Origin of the sequence: Psychroflexus salis (assembly GCF_014640175.1) — a bacterium.
Classification (GTDB): Bacteria; Bacteroidota; Bacteroidia; order Flavobacteriales; family Flavobacteriaceae; genus Psychroflexus; species Psychroflexus salis.
In genome coordinates, this window is the sequence record NZ_BMGL01000012.1 from 17,937 (window position 1) to 36,262 (window position 18,326).

Annotated in this window: 15 protein-coding genes; 7 read left to right on the forward strand and 8 right to left on the reverse strand. The window is 32.7% G+C overall.

Annotated features, from left to right (window positions below; translation table 11 throughout):
• Positions 1-335 precede the first annotated feature (335 nt).
• Positions 336-1,847 carry a histidine ammonia-lyase gene (gene hutH / locus IEV63_RS10515; protein WP_188406773.1) on the reverse strand — a complete coding sequence of 504 codons (1,512 nt, stop codon included), beginning with the start codon at positions 1,845-1,847 and terminating at the stop codon, positions 336-338.
• 217 nt (positions 1,848-2,064) lie between these two features.
• Between hutH and IEV63_RS10520 the strand changes: the two genes are divergently transcribed.
• From IEV63_RS10520 to IEV63_RS10540, 5 genes are read left to right on the forward strand one after another with little or no spacing between them, the layout of a single operon-like run.
• Entirely contained in the window at positions 2,065-4,467 is a 2,403-nt protein-coding gene (locus tag IEV63_RS10520) for an FtsK/SpoIIIE family DNA translocase (RefSeq protein WP_188406774.1), read from the forward strand.
• Between the two features lie 12 nt (positions 4,468-4,479).
• Positions 4,480-5,136 carry an outer membrane lipoprotein periplasmic chaperone LolA1 gene (gene lolA1, locus IEV63_RS10525; protein WP_188406775.1) on the forward strand — a complete coding sequence of 219 codons (657 nt, stop codon included), beginning with the start codon at positions 4,480-4,482 and terminating at the stop codon, positions 5,134-5,136.
• A gap of 1 nt (position 5,137) precedes the next feature.
• On the forward strand, positions 5,138-6,823 hold the full coding sequence (locus tag IEV63_RS10530) for an LptF/LptG family permease (RefSeq protein WP_188406776.1): 1,686 nt from the start codon (positions 5,138-5,140) through the stop codon (positions 6,821-6,823).
• Positions 6,824-6,836: 13 nt separating this feature from the next.
• Entirely contained in the window at positions 6,837-7,976 is a 1,140-nt protein-coding gene (gene ribB / locus IEV63_RS10535; RefSeq protein WP_188406777.1) for a 3,4-dihydroxy-2-butanone-4-phosphate synthase, read from the forward strand.
• Positions 7,977-7,997: 21 nt separating this feature from the next.
• Complete coding sequence (locus IEV63_RS10540; protein ID WP_188406778.1) at positions 7,998-9,035, forward strand: CNNM domain-containing protein; 1,038 nt, start codon at positions 7,998-8,000, stop codon at positions 9,033-9,035.
• A gap of 62 nt (positions 9,036-9,097) precedes the next feature.
• Here the strand turns inward: IEV63_RS10540 and IEV63_RS10545 are convergent, their stop codons facing one another.
• Positions 9,098-9,961 carry a sigma-70 family RNA polymerase sigma factor gene (locus IEV63_RS10545; protein ID WP_188406779.1) on the reverse strand — a complete coding sequence of 288 codons (864 nt, stop codon included), beginning with the start codon at positions 9,959-9,961 and terminating at the stop codon, positions 9,098-9,100.
• A gap of 320 nt (positions 9,962-10,281) precedes the next feature.
• Here IEV63_RS10545 and typA point away from each other — a divergent pair, with 320 nt between their 5' ends.
• Positions 10,282-12,078 (forward strand): translational GTPase TypA, encoded by a 1,797-nt coding sequence (typA, locus tag IEV63_RS10550; protein WP_188406780.1) that lies wholly within the window; start codon positions 10,282-10,284, stop codon positions 12,076-12,078.
• Between the two features lie 15 nt (positions 12,079-12,093).
• Here the strand turns inward: typA and IEV63_RS10555 are convergent, their stop codons facing one another.
• The 3 genes from IEV63_RS10555 to IEV63_RS10565 are packed head-to-tail and all read right to left on the reverse strand — an operon-like array spanning position 12,094 to position 15,341.
• Positions 12,094-14,007 (reverse strand): fumarate reductase/succinate dehydrogenase flavoprotein subunit, encoded by a 1,914-nt coding sequence (locus IEV63_RS10555; protein ID WP_188406781.1) that lies wholly within the window; start codon positions 14,005-14,007, stop codon positions 12,094-12,096.
• Positions 14,008-14,067: 60 nt separating this feature from the next.
• Positions 14,068-14,766, reverse strand: coding sequence for a DUF2490 domain-containing protein (locus tag IEV63_RS10560; protein WP_188406782.1), 699 nt, complete (start codon positions 14,764-14,766; stop codon positions 14,068-14,070).
• A 2-nt stretch (positions 14,767-14,768) separates the two neighbouring features.
• Entirely contained in the window at positions 14,769-15,341 is a 573-nt protein-coding gene (locus tag IEV63_RS10565) for a hypothetical protein (protein WP_188406783.1), read from the reverse strand.
• 62 nt (positions 15,342-15,403) lie between these two features.
• Between IEV63_RS10565 and IEV63_RS10570 the strand changes: the two genes are divergently transcribed.
• Positions 15,404-16,564 (forward strand): tetratricopeptide repeat protein, encoded by a 1,161-nt coding sequence (locus IEV63_RS10570; RefSeq protein WP_188406784.1) that lies wholly within the window; start codon positions 15,404-15,406, stop codon positions 16,562-16,564.
• A 134-nt stretch (positions 16,565-16,698) separates the two neighbouring features.
• Here IEV63_RS10570 and IEV63_RS10575 read toward each other — a convergent pair whose 3' ends face one another.
• From IEV63_RS10575 to IEV63_RS10585, 3 genes are read right to left on the reverse strand one after another with little or no spacing between them, the layout of a single operon-like run.
• Complete coding sequence (locus IEV63_RS10575; RefSeq protein ID WP_188406785.1) at positions 16,699-17,565, reverse strand: TonB-dependent receptor domain-containing protein; 867 nt, start codon at positions 17,563-17,565, stop codon at positions 16,699-16,701.
• Positions 17,566-17,571: 6 nt separating this feature from the next.
• The gene (locus tag IEV63_RS10580; RefSeq protein ID WP_188406786.1) at positions 17,572-18,018 is read right to left on the reverse strand and encodes a hypothetical protein; all 447 of its coding nucleotides are present in this window, start codon (positions 18,016-18,018) and stop codon (positions 17,572-17,574) included.
• Positions 18,019-18,074: 56 nt separating this feature from the next.
• On the reverse strand, positions 18,075-18,299 hold the full coding sequence (locus IEV63_RS10585) for a TonB-dependent receptor plug domain-containing protein (RefSeq protein WP_188406787.1): 225 nt from the start codon (positions 18,297-18,299) through the stop codon (positions 18,075-18,077).
• Positions 18,300-18,326 lie beyond the last annotated feature (27 nt).

An 18,326-nucleotide genomic window follows, 5' to 3' on the forward strand; every position in this document is an offset into this window, starting at 1 on the left:
CTTACTTAATTGTTTAAATTTGTTTGGAATACTCGATAGTGTTCAAGAAATAGAATACGACCAAATTAAGAATTTAGCTAGTTTAATTCGTTAAACACCTTATGATGAATTTATTAGATACTACAACTAGTAAGAAAGCAGAAATAGATTTAGAGAAATTTAAAAATACACCAAAAGTTTCATAGAAATCAGGACAATAAAGACTGTTGTTTGTTATAAAACAAAAATCAAATTGAAGCTATAGACAGTAAAATTAGAGTGAAAAGTAAGTTAGGAGTAATCACCACTTTTTCTGTTTACTTTAAAAATCCAAAAATGGTTTAGTAAAAGAAAAGCTAATCATTTAAAAAAGTTTCTAAATCAACCTTATAATCGTCTAAAAACCGAATACTTTTTTCAATTTCGTTATGCATTAAGCAATCTTCTTTAACAATAGGTACATGCTTTCGGTATGCTGCAATTAAATTTTCTACAAAAACAGAGCTTTTTTGGTCTCGAAAACTCAGTGCCTGAGATGCATTGAATAGTTCAATGGCTAAAATTGTTTTTAAATTAGTAGCTACTTTAATTAATTTAGTAGCGGCATTGGCACCCATGCTAACATGGTCTTCTTGGCCGTTAGAAGATACTATTGAATCTACTGTGGCTGGAGTACATAATTGTTTATTCTGGCTAACAATACTTGCTGCGGTGTACTGAGGAATCATAAAACCGCTGTTTACACCCGAATTATGAATTAAAAAGGCAGGTAAATTTCGTGAACCCGAAACTAATTGATAGATTCTACGTTCAGAAATATTGCCAAGCTCTGCAATAGCAATTGCTAAAAAGTCGAGTGATAAAGCAATAGGTTGTCCATGAAAGTTTCCTCCAGAAATTATTTTGTCTTCATCTACAAAAACATTGGGGTTATCGGTAACGCTATTTATTTCGGTTTTTATGCACTTAGTAGTAAAATCGATTGCATCTTTAGTAGCTCCATGTACTTGTGGAACGCATCTAAATGAATAAGGATCTTGTACATTTTGTTTTTCAGTTTTTGCGAGTTCACTTCCTTCTAGTAAAGCATTAATGCGCTTTGCAGTTTTAACTTGGCCAGCATGCGGTCGTATTTGATGCACTAATTGATCAAATGGAGACATATTACAGTCAAATGCATCAATAGAAATGGCCGCTATTACATCAGCGAAAAAAGTAAGGCGATGCGCTTCAAGTAGAGCAAAAACTCCATGCGCACTCATAAATTGAGTTCCATTTAAAAGTGCTAAACCTTCTTTAGACTTTAATATTAAAGCTTTCCAGTTTAATTCTTTTAATACCAGATTAGCTTCAATAATTTTATTTTTGTATTTCACTTTTCCTTTTCCTAACAAAGGCAATGCAAGATGTGCTAGTGGTGCCAAATCTCCAGAAGCACCTAAAGAACCTTGTTCGTAAACTACGGGTAAAATATCGTAATTAAAAAAATTAATTAATCGATTTACAACTTCTAAGCTTATACCAGAATGTCCGTAACTTAAGGATTGAATTTTTAGTAATAGCATTAATTTTACAATAGTAAAATCTACTTGGTCTCCAGTTCCACATGCATGAGAAAGTACCAAATTTTCCTGTAGTTTTAAAAGTTGATCATCCGAGATTTTGATATTACATAAAGAACCAAAACCAGTATTTATTCCGTAAACTGCTTTCTCGCTTAAATCTTGCTTTTTATTTAAATATGAACGCGATTTTTTAATATTTTGTATGGCTTCTTCACTAAGTTCAATTTTTTTGTTTTCTTTTAAAATCAAGTATATGTCGGTTAAAGATAAAAGTGCAGAACTGATGTAAAATGTATTATCCATGAATGTTTAGCGTTTTTAAAATATTAACAAATGTAGAGGATTTCTGAATATTTTTCAATAGACATATCTTTTTCATTTGTTTTTTTTTAAATTTAATAATCTAACATTCTATTTTTTAGTTTTTATAGTAATTTAAAAACCCTTTTTTTAAATGAAGCTATTTCTAAAGATTTCGTTTAATATTTGTACTTTTGGAAATTAATTAATTCTGAAGGGTATGACCCAAAAAAGCAAGAAAAAAACTTCAAAATTAAATGCTAGATTTAATTTTCCAAAGTTGAATTTTACCAAAAAAAACAAGGTGATTTTAGGTAGTTTCCTTTTGTTTTTTGGGATTATGTTATTAATTGCTTTTGTGTCATTTCTTTTTTCTTGGAAAGCTGACCAAAGCTTATTAAATCAATTTGCCCAACGAGAAATTGTAGCTGATAATTGGCTGAGTAAATTTGGCGCTCAAATAAGTCATTTTTTTATGTATAGTGGATTTGGTGTAGCCAGCTTTTATGTTGCTTTACTTATTACTTTTACAGGCTTGTATTTGTTTTTAAATATCAGCATTAAAAAATTACATAAATTCTGGTTTTGGGGCTTAGCGGCCATGTTGTGGTTATCGGTTTTATTGAGTTTTATATTACCCGATAAAGCCTTATTAAGTGGAGTTACAGGTTTTGAACTCAATATGTTTTTACAGGATTTTATTGGTAAAGCTGGGGTTGGAGCTGTTTTGCTTTTTATGCTTATACTTTATTTTATTATTCGTTTAAATATTACACCAGATTTGGTTATTTCTAAACTAAAATCCAGCAAAAAAGCTATCGAAGACGATTTTTCAGAAGATCAAAAACTTCAAAATGAACTGAATTCTGAATCGACTTCAGTTCACGAAAACTCAGATATAAATAATTTAACTAAGCCTAGCACTGAAGAAAAATCGGTAGAAGTAGATTTATCATCAACACATGATGATCAAGTTGAAACTGAAATTACAGAACCTAAAAGCCAGCCTAAAGAAAAAATCATTATTGAATCTCAAAATCAAGATGATGTTGCTATGGAAGTTGAAACCGCCGAAGAAGAAGACGAAGTTGATGCTACCAGTAAAAAATTAGTTGAAGATTTTGGTGAATTTGATCCTACGTTAGAATTGGCAAATTATCAATTTCCTAGTATAGATTTATTAAAAGATTACAATAAAGGCAAAAGCATAACAATAGACCAATCTGAGTTAGAAAGCAATAAGAATAAGATTGTTGAAACGCTCAAAAATTATAAGATAGGTATTGCCGAAATAAAAGCAACGGTTGGACCAACGGTTACATTATATGAAATAATCCCCGAAGCAGGAATTCGCATTTCTAAGATTAAAAATCTAGAAGATGATATTGCACTTTCACTTTCAGCTTTAGGAATTCGTATTATAGCACCCATTCCTGGTCGTGGCACCATTGGTATTGAAGTGCCTAACCAAAATCCTTCAGTTGTACCTATGCGTTCGGTAGTTGCATCTAGTAAATTTCAAGAAAGTAAAATGGCTTTACCTATTGCGTTTGGTAAAACTATTTCTAACGAAACCTTTGTTGTAGATTTAGCTAAAATGCCCCACTTATTAATGGCGGGTGCAACTGGCCAAGGTAAATCCGTAGGATTAAATGTAATTTTAACATCTTTATTGTATCAAAAACATCCAGCAGAAGTAAAGTTTATACTGGTCGACCCTAAAAAAGTAGAACTTACTTTGTTTAATAAAATTGAAAGGCATTATCTAGCGAAAATGCCCGATGTGGAAGAAGCTATTATTACCGATAATTCTAAAGTAATTAACACTTTAAATTCTTTGTGTATTGAAATGGATTCACGCTACGATTTGCTAAAAGATGCCATGGTGAGAAATATAGCTGAATATAACGAGAAATTTAAAGCTCGTAAACTCAACCCCGAAAATGGACATAAATTCTTGCCTTATATAGTTTTAGTAGTAGATGAGTTTGCCGATTTAATTATGACCGCCGGAAAAGAAGTAGAAACGCCAATTGCTCGGTTGGCACAATTGGCTAGGGCAATCGGAATACACTTAATTATTGCCACACAAAGGCCTTCTGTAAATGTTATTACAGGTATGATTAAAGCTAACTTTCCAGCACGTTTGGCTTTTAGAGTTACTTCCAAAATCGATTCAAGAACTATTTTAGATGCCGGTGGTGCCGACCAATTAATTGGTCGGGGAGATATGCTTTTTACACAAGGTAACGATTTGGTTAGATTGCAATGTGCATTTGTCGATACTCCAGAAGTTGAACGAATTACAGATTTTATAGGTTCGCAGAAAGCTTATCCCGATGCACATCTACTTCCCGAATATCAAGGCGAAGAAGGTGGCACAAGTCTTGATGATAATATAGATGAACGGGATCAACGTTTTAAAGAAGCTGCAGAAATTATTGTAACTGCTCAGCAAGGTTCAGCATCACTTTTACAACGCAAAATGAAATTAGGCTATAACAGAGCTGGTAGAATTATAGATCAATTAGAAGCAGCAGGAATTGTCGGACCTTTCGAAGGTAGTAAAGCAAGACAAGTTTTAGTTACAGACCTTACAGCTTTAGAACAATTACTTGAATAAAATTATATACGTATGAAAATTAAATTAATAATACTTAGTGTTTTTGTTTTCGCTCTTTTTTACGCTCCTAAACTATCAGCACAATCTGATCCTGAAGCTAAAAAAATAGTAAATAAGGTACTTCAAAAAGTTGAAGCCTACAATAATGTTATTATATCTTTTCGATATACTCTAGAAAATACAACCGAAAATGTTAAACAAGAAACTCGTGGCGATGTTACCATAGAAGACGATAAGTATGTACTCAATTTAATGGGAACACAACGTATTTTTGATGGTGAATATATCTATACGATTATACCAGAAGACGAAGAAGTGATTATTTCACCATACAATAAGGATGATAACAATGAGATTACTCCTTCATCCATGCTTACTTTTTTTAAAGATGGCTACGATTATAAAATGGATATTATACAAAATAATAAAGGCCGAAAAATTCAGTTTGTTAAACTAATACCAACAGACCAAGAAAAAGAAGTTAAAGAAATACTTTTAGGAATTGATCAGCAAACCTACCACATTCATAATTTAATTCAAATTCAGGACAACGGAACAAAAACTGAAATTAAAGTAAATAGCTTCAAATTTAACCAACCGCTTTCTGAAATCTTATTCCAGTTTAACGAAAAGAAGTATAGCAATTACTACATCAATAGAATAAAATAAATTGAAAATACTAGATCGGTACATTCTTTTTTCATTCCTGAAAACTTTTTTTTCGGTATTTGTTATACTCATGCTCATATTTGTTTTGCAAGCCATTTGGCAATTTATATCAGATTTTGCAGGTAAGGATATCGAGTTACTAGTAATTGCTAAGTTTTTATTCTATTATTTGCCTTATCAAGTTCCTTTATTGCTGCCGCTTACAGTTTTGGTAGCTTCTATAATGACTTTCGGTAATTTTGCTGAAAACTACGAATTTGCTGCTATGAAGTCGGCAGGAATCTCTTTACAGCGTGCAATGAGAAGCTTAATACTTTTTATAGTGATATTTGGTTTTGCTACTTTTTATTTCTCCAATACAGTTATTCCTTGGGCAGAATTTAAAGCTATTAATTTAAAAAATAACATTGCTAAAGTAAAACCAGCCATGGCTATTGTGGAAGGCGTTTTCACTGAAGTTGGAAATTACAACATTAAGGTAAATAAAAAGTCTGGCGAAAACAATCAATTTTTAGAAGATGTAATTATTCATCAAAAATTAAAAGGAAGACCTGGTAATTATACAGTAATTAAATCTGAAGAAGGTGAGTTAGCTTCAGAAGAAAACTCTAATTTTTTAAAATTAATCCTACACAACGGCCATTACTACAACGAAATTTACCCAAATACAGTTGAAAAAAGGAGAACGCTTCCTTTTGTAAAATCTTCGTTTAAAGAACACATTATCAACATAGATTTGTCTGAAATTAACAAAGTTGATTTGGGAGACGAAAGTGTATCGCATCCATATAAAATGCTAAATATAAGCGAATTGGTTAGTCAGATAGATACGGCTTCGGCAGACTTAAATCGTGCTCAAGATCGTTACCAAAATCTAATTATTCAACGTAATGGGTTTTCGAGCGTAAATAACCGAACTCCCATCAAGAAAAAAATTAAAAAAGATACTAGTAAAAAAGAAAACACTCCAAACAAAAACCAAGACAATAATTCTTCATCTCAAAACAAACCTGAAGATTCAGCTAAATTAAGTGATTTTGCACACAAAGCAATTTTAACCAAATCAAAGAGTATACAATCAATTTTAAACGAAAATCGACAGAAAGATAACAATCAAAATAACTCTAATAAAAACACAAACAAAACAGATCCACAGTACAAAGATTTGTCTAGTGTTTACGATATGGAAGAAATTGTATTCGAATTCCCTGATCGGGAGTCAGGTCAAATTTTCAGTAGAGCCATTAGTACAGTAAATAGCATTTTACCACAAATTAAAAACCAACAAAATTCTTATAAAAATAGGTTTATAGTCTTAAACAAAACCGAAACACACTTACACAATAAATACGCTTTGGGGGTTGCTTGTGTAGTTTTATTTTTTGTTGGTGCGCCTTTAGGAGCAATAATTCGCAAAGGAGGAATAGGTTTACCCTTAGTCTTTGCAATAGTTATATTTTTAATCTATCATTTTTTAGGAATCTTTGCTCAAAACTCAGCCGAAACGGGAAAAATATCTCCATTTTTAGGTTCATGGATTTCAACTTTTGTGTTTTTGCCTGTAGGAATTTACTTTACCTATAGAGCTACAACCGATCAAGGCTTCGTAAACATCGATTTTATAAGCGTTCCGATTCGTAAGTTGTTAATTAAACTGAAACTGGATAAATATAAAACTAGAGAGTAAGTACTTTTGTAATATGACAAATAATCAAGAGAAAATTCAATTATCAAGCATAGAAGAAGCCATTGCAGATATTCGTGCTGGTAAAGTTATTATTGTAGTAGACGATGAAGACCGCGAAAACGAAGGAGATTTTTTAGCAGCAGCCGAAAAAGTTACTCCCGAAATGATTAATTTTATGGCTACTCATGGCCGTGGATTAATTTGCACTCCATTAACAGAAAACAGATGTAAAAAATTAAGCTTAGATATGATGGTTGGTAATAACACCGACCCCATGGAAACAGCTTTTACAATTTCTGTAGATTTAAGAGGAAATGGAGTAACCACAGGTATTTCTGCATTAGATCGTGCTAAAACTATCCAAGCATTAGCCAACGATGAAACTAAACCACAAGATTTAAATAGACCTGGACACATCTTTCCTCTAAAAGCGAAAGAAGGTGGAGTATTAAGAAGAACTGGACACACCGAAGCAGCTATAGATTTTGCCAGATTAGCAGGCTTAAAACCTGCGGGTGTAATTGTTGAAATAATGAATGAAGATGGCAGCATGGCTCGCTTGCCTCAACTGGTAAAAGTCGCAGAAAAATTCGATTTAAAATTAGTGAGTATTGAAGATTTAGTGGCCTACCGGATGCAACATGATTCTTTAATTCAAAAAAAGGAAGATTTTGAAATACAAACTCGTTTTGGAAAGTTTCGTTTACGCGCTTACCAACAAACTACTAATCAACATGTACATATAGCATTAACTAAAGGAAGTTGGAAGCCTAACGAACCCCTAATGGTGCGCGTAAACTCCACATTGGTTAATAATGACATTTTAGGAACATTAACCAATAATGCAGATAAGAAGCTAGATGACATGTTTAAAGCCATCAACAATGAAGGCAAAGGAGCAATTGTATTTATAAATCAATCTAACCAAGGTTTTAATTTATTGAACAGACTGAGTGTTTTAAAAGAGCAACAAAGCAACGGAGTAATGAAAGCCCCAAATGTAAGCATGGACAGCAAAGATTTTGGAATTGGCGCTCAAATTTTGCATGATGTAGGCATTCATAAAATTAAACTTTTATCGAATTCACAAAAAAAGAAACGTGTTGGTATGATTGGCTATGGCTTAGAAATTACAGAGTACATTCAGTACTAATCAATTTTACCTTAACTTAATATGGCATTATTATTTGCATACTTAGCTTTAGTTTTAGTAGTATCTTTTATTTGTTCCATCATGGAGTCTGTATTGTTGTCTTTACCTGTTTCTTACATTATTTCACGTATTGAAAACGGACAGCAAAAAGCAAAAAAAATGTTAGCATTAAAAGAAAACGTAGATCAGCCATTATCTGCTATACTTTCGCTTAATACGGTTGCTCATACAGTTGGTGCTGCTGGAGTAGGAGCACAAGCAACCATTATTTTTGGTGATGCATATTTTGGAATGGTGTCTGCCATTTTAACTATTTTAATATTGGTTTTTACTGAAATTATTCCAAAAACATTAGGAGCTAATTATTCCAAAGAATTAATGAATGTCTCTGCATCTACTATTCGTGCTATGATTTTTATTACTTATCCTTTTGTCATGATTTCTTCATACTTAACTAAAGTGCTTTCTAGAAATGAAAATGAACCTACGACTAGTAGAGAAGAAGTTTCAGCTTTAGCTAATATTGGCACAGATGAAGGTATTTTTGAAGACAATGAAAATAAAATTATTCAGAATTTAATAAAATTAAAAGATATTAAAGTTGCAGAAGTAATGACTCCTAGAGTTGTGGTAATTACGGCAAGTGAAGATATGAGTTTACAAGAATTCATGGATAACAAAGAGTTTTTAAGCTTCTCTAGAATTCCAATTTTTAAAAATAACAAAGACAATATTACGGGTTATGTCTTACGTTCAATGGTTTTTGAAGAATTAGCAGAAGATCAGTTTGATGTGAAATTGAAAGATATCAAACGAGATATACTAACTTTTCCTAAAACAGTTACACTTTTTAATGCATGGGAAGAAATGTTATCTAAACGTGAACATATTTCATTAATTATAGATGAATATGGTGGTATGGATGGGATTACTACTTTAGAAGATATAATAGAATCAATGCTCGGTTTCGAAATTATCGACGAAAAAGATAAAGTAGACGATATGCAAAAGTATGCTAGGAATAAATGGAAGAAAAAAAATAGAGGCAAGGATACATAACTAAAAAAAAAGTGCAGCATTTTAAATGCTGCACTTGTATGCTAAATCTTGAATACGTAAAATTAACCTAAATAAGTTTTTAAAATTTTACTTCTAGAATTGTGCTTCAATTTCCGAACTCCTTTTTCTTTAATTTGTCTAACACGTTCACGGGTTAAACCAAAGGTTTCACCAATTTCTTCTAAAGTCATGGGTTGGTTACCATTCAAGCCAAAATATAAACGTATTACATCGGCATCACGCGGTGCTAATGTTTCTAGAGCACGTTCAATTTCTGTTTGAAGCGATTCGTGCATCAAATCTTTATCTGGATTTGGCGATTCTTCAAAATTTAATACATCATATAAGCTAGAATCTTCTCCTTCTCGAAGTGGTGCATCCATCGATAAGTGTCTGCCTGAATTTTTTAAAGATTCCTTTACATCGGTTATAGACATATCTAATTCCTTCGCAATTTCATCTGGACTCGGTGGACGCTGATTAGTTTGTTCTAAAAAAGCATAGGTTTTATTAATTTTATTAATCGAACCAATTTTATTTAAAGGTAACCTAACTACTCTAGATTGTTCGGCTAAAGCTTGTAAAATAGATTGTCTAATCCACCAAACAGCGTACGAAATAAATTTAAATCCTCTAGTTTCATCAAAGCGTTTTGCTGCTTTTATTAAGCCTAAATTACCTTCATTAATTAAATCGGGCAGAGTTAAACCTTGGTTTTGGTATTGTTTAGATACGGAAACTACAAATCGTAAATTGGCTTTAGTAAGCTTTTCTAAGGCAAGATCGTCGCCTGCTTTAATACGTTGTGCTAATTCTACTTCTTCTTCAGCAGTAATTAAATCTACTTTACCAATTTCTTGTAAATACTTGTCTAACGAAGCAGTTTCTCGATTGGTTACCTGTTTGGTAATTTTAAGTTGTCTCATTAATAACTATTCAGTTTTATAATTTGTACGCAGTTTTTTACAAAAGGTTACACTTTTTCGCAAAAAAACAGCAAGCAAAAATAGTACAGCTTCTATCTGCAACACTAATTTTTAATGATTTTTTTTTAATTAAAAGTGTTAAAAAAACTACCTATTTAAAATAAATCAAACCTAATTTTAATTTAATATTTTTTAAAGTGCATATAGTCAGTTTTTTATCTTTTATTTATCTTTTATTTATCTTTTTATTTCCTTATGCTTCAAGCTGTTTTTCTGAAAGAAATAAACCGTACATTTGCCGACTTAAATAATGCCTTTTTATGAATATCAAGAACATAGCGATTATAGCTCACGTAGATCACGGAAAAACAACTTTAGTGGATAAAATTATGCACCACTGTAAATTATTTCGTGAAAACGAATCTACTGGAGATCTTATTTTAGATAATAACGACCTTGAGCGCGAACGTGGAATTACAATTGTATCTAAAAACGTTTCTGTTGTTTACAAGGAAACAAAAATTAATATTATCGATACACCTGGTCACGCCGATTTTGGTGGTGAAGTTGAACGTGTTTTAAATATGGCAGATGGAGTACTTCTTTTAGTTGATGCTTTTGAAGGACCTATGCCACAAACCCGTTTTGTTTTACAAAAAGCCTTAGATTTAGGTTTAAAGCCATGTGTGGTTATCAATAAAGTAGATAAGCCTAACTGTACACCCGACGAAGTGCACGAAAAAGTTTTCGATTTAATGTTCGAATTGGGTGCAGAAGAATGGCAGCTCGATTTTCCATCGGTTTATGGTTCAGCTTTAAACAACTGGATGAGCGATAGCCCAGATGTTAAAACTGAAAATATTGAACCATTACTAGATATGGTTATTGAACATATCGAATCACCCAAAATTAAAGAAGGTAACACCCAAATGCTAATTACTTCTTTAGATTTCTCTTCCTATACCGGTAGAATTGCAATTGGTCGTTTACACCGTGGAGTTTTAAAGGAAAATATGCCGGTTTCATTGGTAAAACGCGATGGAACTATTTCTAAAACAAGAATAAAAGAATTACATACTTTTGAAGGAGTAGGAAGACGTAGAGTTGAAGAAATTCAACCTGGAGATATTTGTGCTATTGTAGGTTTAGAAGGATTTGAAATTGGCGATACTATTGCCGATATCGAAAATCCTGAAGCACTAAAATCTATTGCTATCGACGAGCCAACTATGAGTATGTTGTTTACTATAAACGATTCGCCTTTCTTTGGTAAAGATGGAAAATTTGTTACTTCAAGACACATTAAAGACCGTTTAAAAAGAGAATTAGAAAAAAACTTGGCGCTTAGAGTAGAAGAAACTGATTCTGCAGATAAATTTAATGTATTTGGACGTGGTGTAATGCACTTGTCTGTATTAATTGAAACTATGCGCAGAGAAGGTTACGAATTGCAAATTGGTCAACCACAGGTTATTATTAAGGAAATTGATGGTGTTAAATGCGAACCTGTTGAAGAATTAACTATCGATTTGCCTGAAAATTTATCGGGTAAAGCTGTAGAAATGGTAACTCTACGAAAAGGTGAAATGTTAAGCATGGAAACGCGTGGAGAACGCATGATTATTCAATTTATAATTCCTTCGCGTGGAATTATTGGTTTGCGAAATCAATTATTAACTGCTACTGCTGGTGAAGCAATTATGGCTCATCGTTTTAAAGAATTTCAGCCTTTAAAAGGAGATATTCCTCAACGTATGAATGGTTCTTTGGTTTCTATGGAAAAAGGGAAAGCTATACCTTATTCAATCGATAAGCTTCAAGATCGTGGTAAGTTTTTTGTAGATCCAGGTGAAGATATTTATGAAGGTCAGGTTATCGGAGAAAATTCTAGACAAGATGATATGACGGTAAATATTACCAAAACTAAAAAATTATCGAACGTTCGTTCTTCAGGAGCAGACGACAAAGCTAAGATTGTACCTGCTAAAAAGTTTTCGTTAGAAGAAGCTTTAGAATATATTCAAAAAGATGAATATGTAGAAGTTACTCCTAACCATCTTCGTATTCGAAAAATATACTTAAAGGAAACTGATAGAAAAAGATATAAAATAATTTAATTTTTTAATTAAAACTTATTTATAACTCCTAATACTAGGTTTTTCATATTCAAACACCAATTTCTCTTTATGAAGTTGGTGTTTTTTATTTTCCCCTTTCCATTCCCATGCAGAGCTGTACTGAAAGTTTTCGTCGTCCCGCATAGCTTCTCCATCTTCGGTTTGGTATTCTTCTCTAAAATGTGCACCACAAGATTCATCGCGTTGTAAAGCATCTTCGCACATTAACAAGGCTATTTCAAAATAATCGTAAACACGACCTGCTTTTTCCAATTCTGCATTTACTTCTTTGGTGTTTCCAGGTACTAATACCAGTTTTAAAAAATCTTCTCTTAAAGCACTAATTTCTTTAATAGCTTTTTCTAAACCTTTTTTACTTCGCGATAGTCCACAATAATCGTATAGTAATTTACCAAGCTGTTTATGATAATGATCTACGGTTTTACTTCCTTTATTATTAATAAAAAAATCTAATTGCTGTTTTACTTTATTTTCAGCTTCAATAAATGCTTGGTTATTTACGTCGGGTAAGGCATCTTTTAATTCGTCTGCTAAATAATTTCCGATGGTATATGGCGCAATAAAGTAACCATCTACACAAGCTTGTAATAAGGAGTTTGCTCCTAAACGATTAGCACCATGATCGCCATAATTGGCTTCTCCTAAAGCAAATAAACCTGGAATATTAGTCATCAATTCATAATCTACCCATAAACCGCCCATGGAGAAATGCGCAGCTGGAGAAATTTTCATCGGTTCTTCGTAGGCGTTAATTCCTGTAATCTTTTCGTACATCGAAAATAAATTTCCGTAACGTTCTTTAATTAAGTCTTTTCCGTGGTCTTGTATGGCTTTGCTAAAATCTAAATACACGGCATTTTTCATAGCACCAATTCCATGTCCAGCATCAATACGTTCTTTTGCAGCTCTTGAAGCGATGTCGCGTGGAGCTAAATTTCCAAATGCAGGGTAACGTCTTTCTAAATAATAATCGCGTTCTTCTTCTGGAATTGCATTAGGTTTGCGATTTTCAGCTTTCTTTTTAGGTACCCAAATGCGACCATCATTTCGAAGCGACTCAGACATTAAGGTAAGTTTTGACTGATGTTTACCCGATTGTGGTAAAGATGTTGGATGAATTTGTGTCCAACTTGGGTTGGCTACAAAAGCTCCTTTTTTATGTGCCCGCCAAATAGCAGAACCATTGCATCCCATTGCTAACGTTGATAAATAAAATATTTTACCAAAACCACCTGTTGCTAAAACTACAGCATTAGCGACGTGTCTTTTAATTTCTCCAGTTTCTAAATTTCTAGAAATAATTCCCTTTGCCTTTCCATCGATTATTACTAAATCTAACATTTCGTGGCTAGTATGTAGGGTAATTTTTCCTCGATTTACCTGTCGCAAAAGTGCCTGATAAGCACCGAGTAAGAGTTGTTGACCAGTTTGTCCGCGAGAATAAAACGTTCTGCTTACCTGAACTCCACCAAACGAGCGATTATTTAAATAACCACTATACTCTCTACCAAAAGGAACGCCTTGTGCAACGGCTTGGTCTATTAAACTCATCGAGCATTCGGCTAAGCGATACACATTGGCTTCTCGCGCCCTAAAATCGCCACCTTTTAAAGTGTCACGGAACATCCTGTAAACGCTATCACCATCATTTTTATAATTTTTAGATGCGTTAACTCCACCTTGTGCTGCAACCGAATGTGCTCTACGTGCTGTATCTTGAAAACAAAAGGCTTCTACATTATATCCCATTTCTGCTAAAGATGCAGAAATAGAACTTCCTGCTAAACCTGTTCCAACCACAATTATTTTTAACTTATTGCGATTGTTTGGACTTACTAGCTTAGCATTTTGTTTGTAAGTTTCCCATTTTTCAGATAATGGACCAGAGGGAATTTTAGCATCTAGCATATTTAAAAATTTAACTCTATTAATACTATGTTGAAACTTAGTTTTAGTGGGTGATTGTTTTTAAATTGATTTATAATAGCCTATTTTAAACCATAAACGATGTCGAAATCTATCTTCTACAAGATAGTCGTCTGTTCGATAATCAAACCCAATTTCAAGTTTATTTTTATCGTTAATATAAAAACCTAAACTAGCAGCAAGTCTGTTTTCTAAATCATCTTCTCTATCTTGATACATATAAATCAATTCGTTACTTAAACTAATGTATTTTTCTCCTGCATCTAACTCAAATCCTTGTAATGGAATTTGAATTTTTGCTCGGTATCTTGCTCGCCAAAGTGTTTTTGCTTCTTTAAAAAAGGTTTGGTCTATTCGAATTCTATGTCCCAACCTAAAACGCGATTCCCGTTGTAAAATAGAAACTTGTTGTATGGTGCGGTGTGTGTTTTCTCCTTTTTCTAAACGGTATTGATAACCTAAATCTATTTTTACAAAGGGACTAATTTTCTTACCTATAAAGCTTTGTAAATCGGTTAAAACATGCTTGTATGCTAATTCTTCATTTAATTGCGATGTTTTATCGAAAACTCCATGTTGCGATTCAATTTTATGGGTAATGGAATATCCGTTGTTTAATTTATAACTCAATGAAGCTTCTGGAAAAAAACCTATTGATTGTCGTGTATTTTGCGCATTACCTGTGGTATTATATAGGCAACATACAAATAGTATAAAATATAATGCTTTGATAGGTTGCATAGTTAGTAATCTAAATTATCGGTTGCTTTTAATTTTATTTTTCTATGTTCCATCAGTTTTCCATCGCTATTAAATAAGCCTTCCCATAATTCATCTACTATTTCATTTTTTCCATAAAACTCTATTTCATAGTTAATTGTAATAGCTTCATTTAATTCATCTTCATCAATTAAATCTTCTAAATCGTCATTGCTTCCTGTATATTGTATCTGTACTTTTTTAATGCTAAATTTGGTGTAATTGGCATATAAATAAGTTTCAATATTATTTTTCGAATTAGCTTCTATCGTATCAAAATCAATTAAAACTTCAATGTTTACAATATTTCCATTAGGTAAAATTTCAACACTGTGTTTTTGTTTTTTGTACATTAATTTAGCTTCATACACCGTTTTTTCTCCATCAGTTTGGTAAAACCACTTTACTTTTTTTCTTTTTTCATAGGCATCTTTAAACCATTCCATTACTTCTTCAGGAACATCCTTTTTTTTGATACGTTTTTCGGTTTCATTTTTAACTTGCGCCTGGAGTTGAAAGGCTAAAAATGAAAGTATGATGCTAAATATATATTTCATTTGTGTATTTTTCCCAAAAATAAAGATTCTATACATTTTTTTTGAATAATGACTTACTTAATATGAAAATAAACACTTTAAAGATATTATTTGGTGTAAATGTTTTTCTGTTTAGTTGTATGCTTCATGCTCAAAAACAAGAAGTAATTTATGAAGTTGATGGTATTGTAGTACAAAGTGTTTATTTAATAGAATTAAAAGACTTAACTGAAAAGGATATACATTCGATTCAAGAGGTTGATGATCCTTCAAAAATTGATCGTTTAGGTTATCATCAAGTCAAAAAGTTGGTTCAAATTACCACTAAAAATTTTGTAAATAGGCCAGACAGTTTAAAGCAAATTCCGTCTTCTAAACAAATGCAACGCATTAAGGGTAAATGGCATTTAAACAATAAACCCAATCCTTATTCTGGACCTTTTCGAGATTATTATGTAAATGGAAAATTACAAGGTAAAGGAACTTTTAAAGACGGAAAATTAGACGGAGAACGCTGGCTTTTTTTTGAAGATGGAAAGGTTTCTGAACAAATGCAGTATAAAAATGGATTTCCCGATGGTAAAGAAGTGCGTTATTTTCTTGATGGAGAAATTAAGCAAATAGGTTTTTATGAAAATGGATATGAAGTAGGCGAGTGGAAAAAATTTCACCCCAACGGAAATTTAAAGCAAGTTTCTTTCTTTTCTGAAAACGGAAAACTAAACGGTGAAGTTAAATCCTACTATTCTACAGGTGCCTTAAAGGGAAGCAGCAATTTTGTAAATGGAGAACTAGTTGAAACTAAAAAGGAAAAAAAGCTTCAGCAATTATATGAAGCTGGAGAACAATATTTTAAGCTTGCTAACTTTTCTAAAGCAATTGAGGAGTTTAGCCACTGCATAAAATTAAAGTCTACGTGGAATGATGCTTATTTTGCACGTGGTACGGCCTATTTAAACAACAACCAATTTGAAAAAGCTTTAGCTGATTTTAACCAAGCCATACAAATTGAGCCTTTAGATGCTTATGCATATACAAATCGCGCTTTTACGCTACTAAGAAAACAAGAGTTTGAAGATGCCAATAAGCCTGAAAGCGATCATAAATCACCCATATTTGGAAGCTCGAAAGTAGATGTAACAGTAGAAGCCATAGATCAAATCTGTAAAGATTTACAAAAAGCAAAAGGTTTAGGAGACGAAAGTAGAATGCTTTTGGAAGCGCTGCTAAACTATTGTAATTAGTTTTTATTTTAGAATTTCCGTATAATACCACTAAAAAAGCCACTTCAGTTTGAAATGGCTTTTTTGATGACTTTTAAATGTTAAAGATCAAGTTAGAGCTGCAATCTTAATCCGCCATAAATTCCGAATGGGTGTCAAGGTCGTAATCCGGCATGAACAAGTGATGAAACATAAACTTTATCTAACAAGTTAATTATATTGGCAGTTAAACTTAATTTTGATGTAAGTTGATAGGCAGCAGATGCATCAATTACAAACATCGATTCTACTTTTTGGTTTTTGGGAATACTTACAACGCCAGCTACGGTTCTAAATTCATCTCTATAGCGAGCATTTAAATTAATTTCTAATTTTCCATATTCAAACCCTGTACTCAAATTGAATTGATGGTTTGGGATGTAGGGCATCTCGTCTCCAGTTGAAACTTCTCCCCAAATGCCTACAGGCGAATCAAAATCAGATTGAAATTCAGTAGAAGTGTAGGTATAAGCAAATGTTATGGGTAATTTCATATTGCTTTTTTCAATAAGATTGTAATCGAGTTGTACTTCAAAACCTTGTACTTTTAAAGCTCCAGCGTTAAATAGGTCTAAACTTCCATCAACTCTACCAGTTGCTACTAAATCGCTGCCTAACATGTTGGTATAATCAATATATAAACCAACAACTTCACTGGTAAATCCTTTCCAATTAAAACGGGTTCCTAGTTCATAGTTTGTACTTTCTTCGGGGTTTTGATTTTCAACAAAGCCAGCTGGAGAGAAACCGCGGTGTATTCCAGCAAAAGCTGATAAATTTTCATTGAATTTATAATTGGCTCCAATGCCTGGTATAAATTGGGCAAAATTATTTTTGGTAATATTTAAATCTGTTCCAGTTCGGCTTACATCAGCAGTACCGAAATCTTCACGAGTTAAGTTTACATTTTCGTAACGCAAGCCAGGTGTAAGCATTAAATTATTAATTTTATACAACAAATGAGCTGAGACTGCTTCTGCCATCGAAATTCAGTTGCTATCGGTACCGGGAACTCCAGATGAAGTTAGCCCCATTACACCATCTAAGATTCGGCAACCATCTACCCATTGAAAACGATCTTCTTCAGCATACTGTAATTTTAATTCAATATATTGTTTAAATTTAGCATCATTATCGGTAGTATATATAAATTTAGTTACTATATCATCCCGGTCTAAACCAGTTCCGCCAGGTCCATCTAAATTTTTGAATCCGTTAGAAGTATTTTTTAAATACTCTAGCATGTAACCGAAATTATGCATCGTTTCACCAAATCTAACCATAGAATTTGAAGTTCCATACGAGCCATAATTTGCTCTTAATTCTGCATTAAACTCAGTTGGAATTTCAGAAGAAACAAAATTGATGGCACTACCGGTAGTAAATGGGCCATATTGTACTTGGCTACTTACTTTTAATACTTCTACAGCTTGCATACGTGCTACATTTGGAAAATAATAAGCCGCAGAAGCAGAGTAGGGCTCAGGTGCAATTAAAACACGATCTTCATAAGTGTTATTTTTGCCGATCGCTTTGGCGAAGTTCCACGTAGACTAATGTTAGGTCGTAATCCAAAACCACCTTCTTCGTATACATTTATACCAGGAATTTGTCCTAAAACCCGATTAACATCTAAATAGTTGTGTTTTTGTAAATCTTCTTTAGAGAGAAAATAAGCAGATCCAGTTCGGTTACGGGCCTGAAATTTACTACCCAATACAGTGTTTGGTTTTAAAATTACTTC

What these genes read in the sequence shown, in the direction of transcription:
- IEV63_RS10580 (WP_188406786.1), bottom strand. Translation starts at nt 18,018, where the DNA reads ATGCAAGCTGTAGAAGTATTAAAAGTAAGTAGCCAAGTACAATATGGC.
- IEV63_RS10555 (WP_188406781.1), bottom strand. Translation starts at nt 14,007, where the DNA reads ATGCTAGATGCTAAAATTCCCTCTGGTCCATTATCTGAAAAATGGGAA.
- IEV63_RS10520 (WP_188406774.1), top strand. Translation starts at nt 2,065, where the DNA reads ATGACCCAAAAAAGCAAGAAAAAAACTTCAAAATTAAATGCTAGATTT.
- IEV63_RS10575 (WP_188406785.1), bottom strand. Translation starts at nt 17,565, where the DNA reads ATGGCAGAAGCAGTCTCAGCTCATTTGTTGTATAAAATTAATAATTTA.
- IEV63_RS10570 (WP_188406784.1), top strand. Translation starts at nt 15,404, where the DNA reads ATGAAAATAAACACTTTAAAGATATTATTTGGTGTAAATGTTTTTCTG.
- IEV63_RS10565 (WP_188406783.1), bottom strand. Translation starts at nt 15,341, where the DNA reads ATGAAATATATATTTAGCATCATACTTTCATTTTTAGCCTTTCAACTC.
- IEV63_RS10545 (WP_188406779.1), bottom strand. Translation starts at nt 9,961, where the DNA reads ATGAGACAACTTAAAATTACCAAACAGGTAACCAATCGAGAAACTGCT.
- lolA1 (WP_188406775.1), top strand. Translation starts at nt 4,480, where the DNA reads ATGAAAATTAAATTAATAATACTTAGTGTTTTTGTTTTCGCTCTTTTT.
- hutH (WP_188406773.1), bottom strand. Translation starts at nt 1,847, where the DNA reads ATGGATAATACATTTTACATCAGTTCTGCACTTTTATCTTTAACCGAC.
- IEV63_RS10560 (WP_188406782.1), bottom strand. Translation starts at nt 14,766, where the DNA reads ATGCAACCTATCAAAGCATTATATTTTATACTATTTGTATGTTGCCTA.
- typA (WP_188406780.1), top strand. Translation starts at nt 10,282, where the DNA reads ATGAATATCAAGAACATAGCGATTATAGCTCACGTAGATCACGGAAAA.
- ribB (WP_188406777.1), top strand. Translation starts at nt 6,837, where the DNA reads ATGACAAATAATCAAGAGAAAATTCAATTATCAAGCATAGAAGAAGCC.
- IEV63_RS10540 (WP_188406778.1), top strand. Translation starts at nt 7,998, where the DNA reads ATGGCATTATTATTTGCATACTTAGCTTTAGTTTTAGTAGTATCTTTT.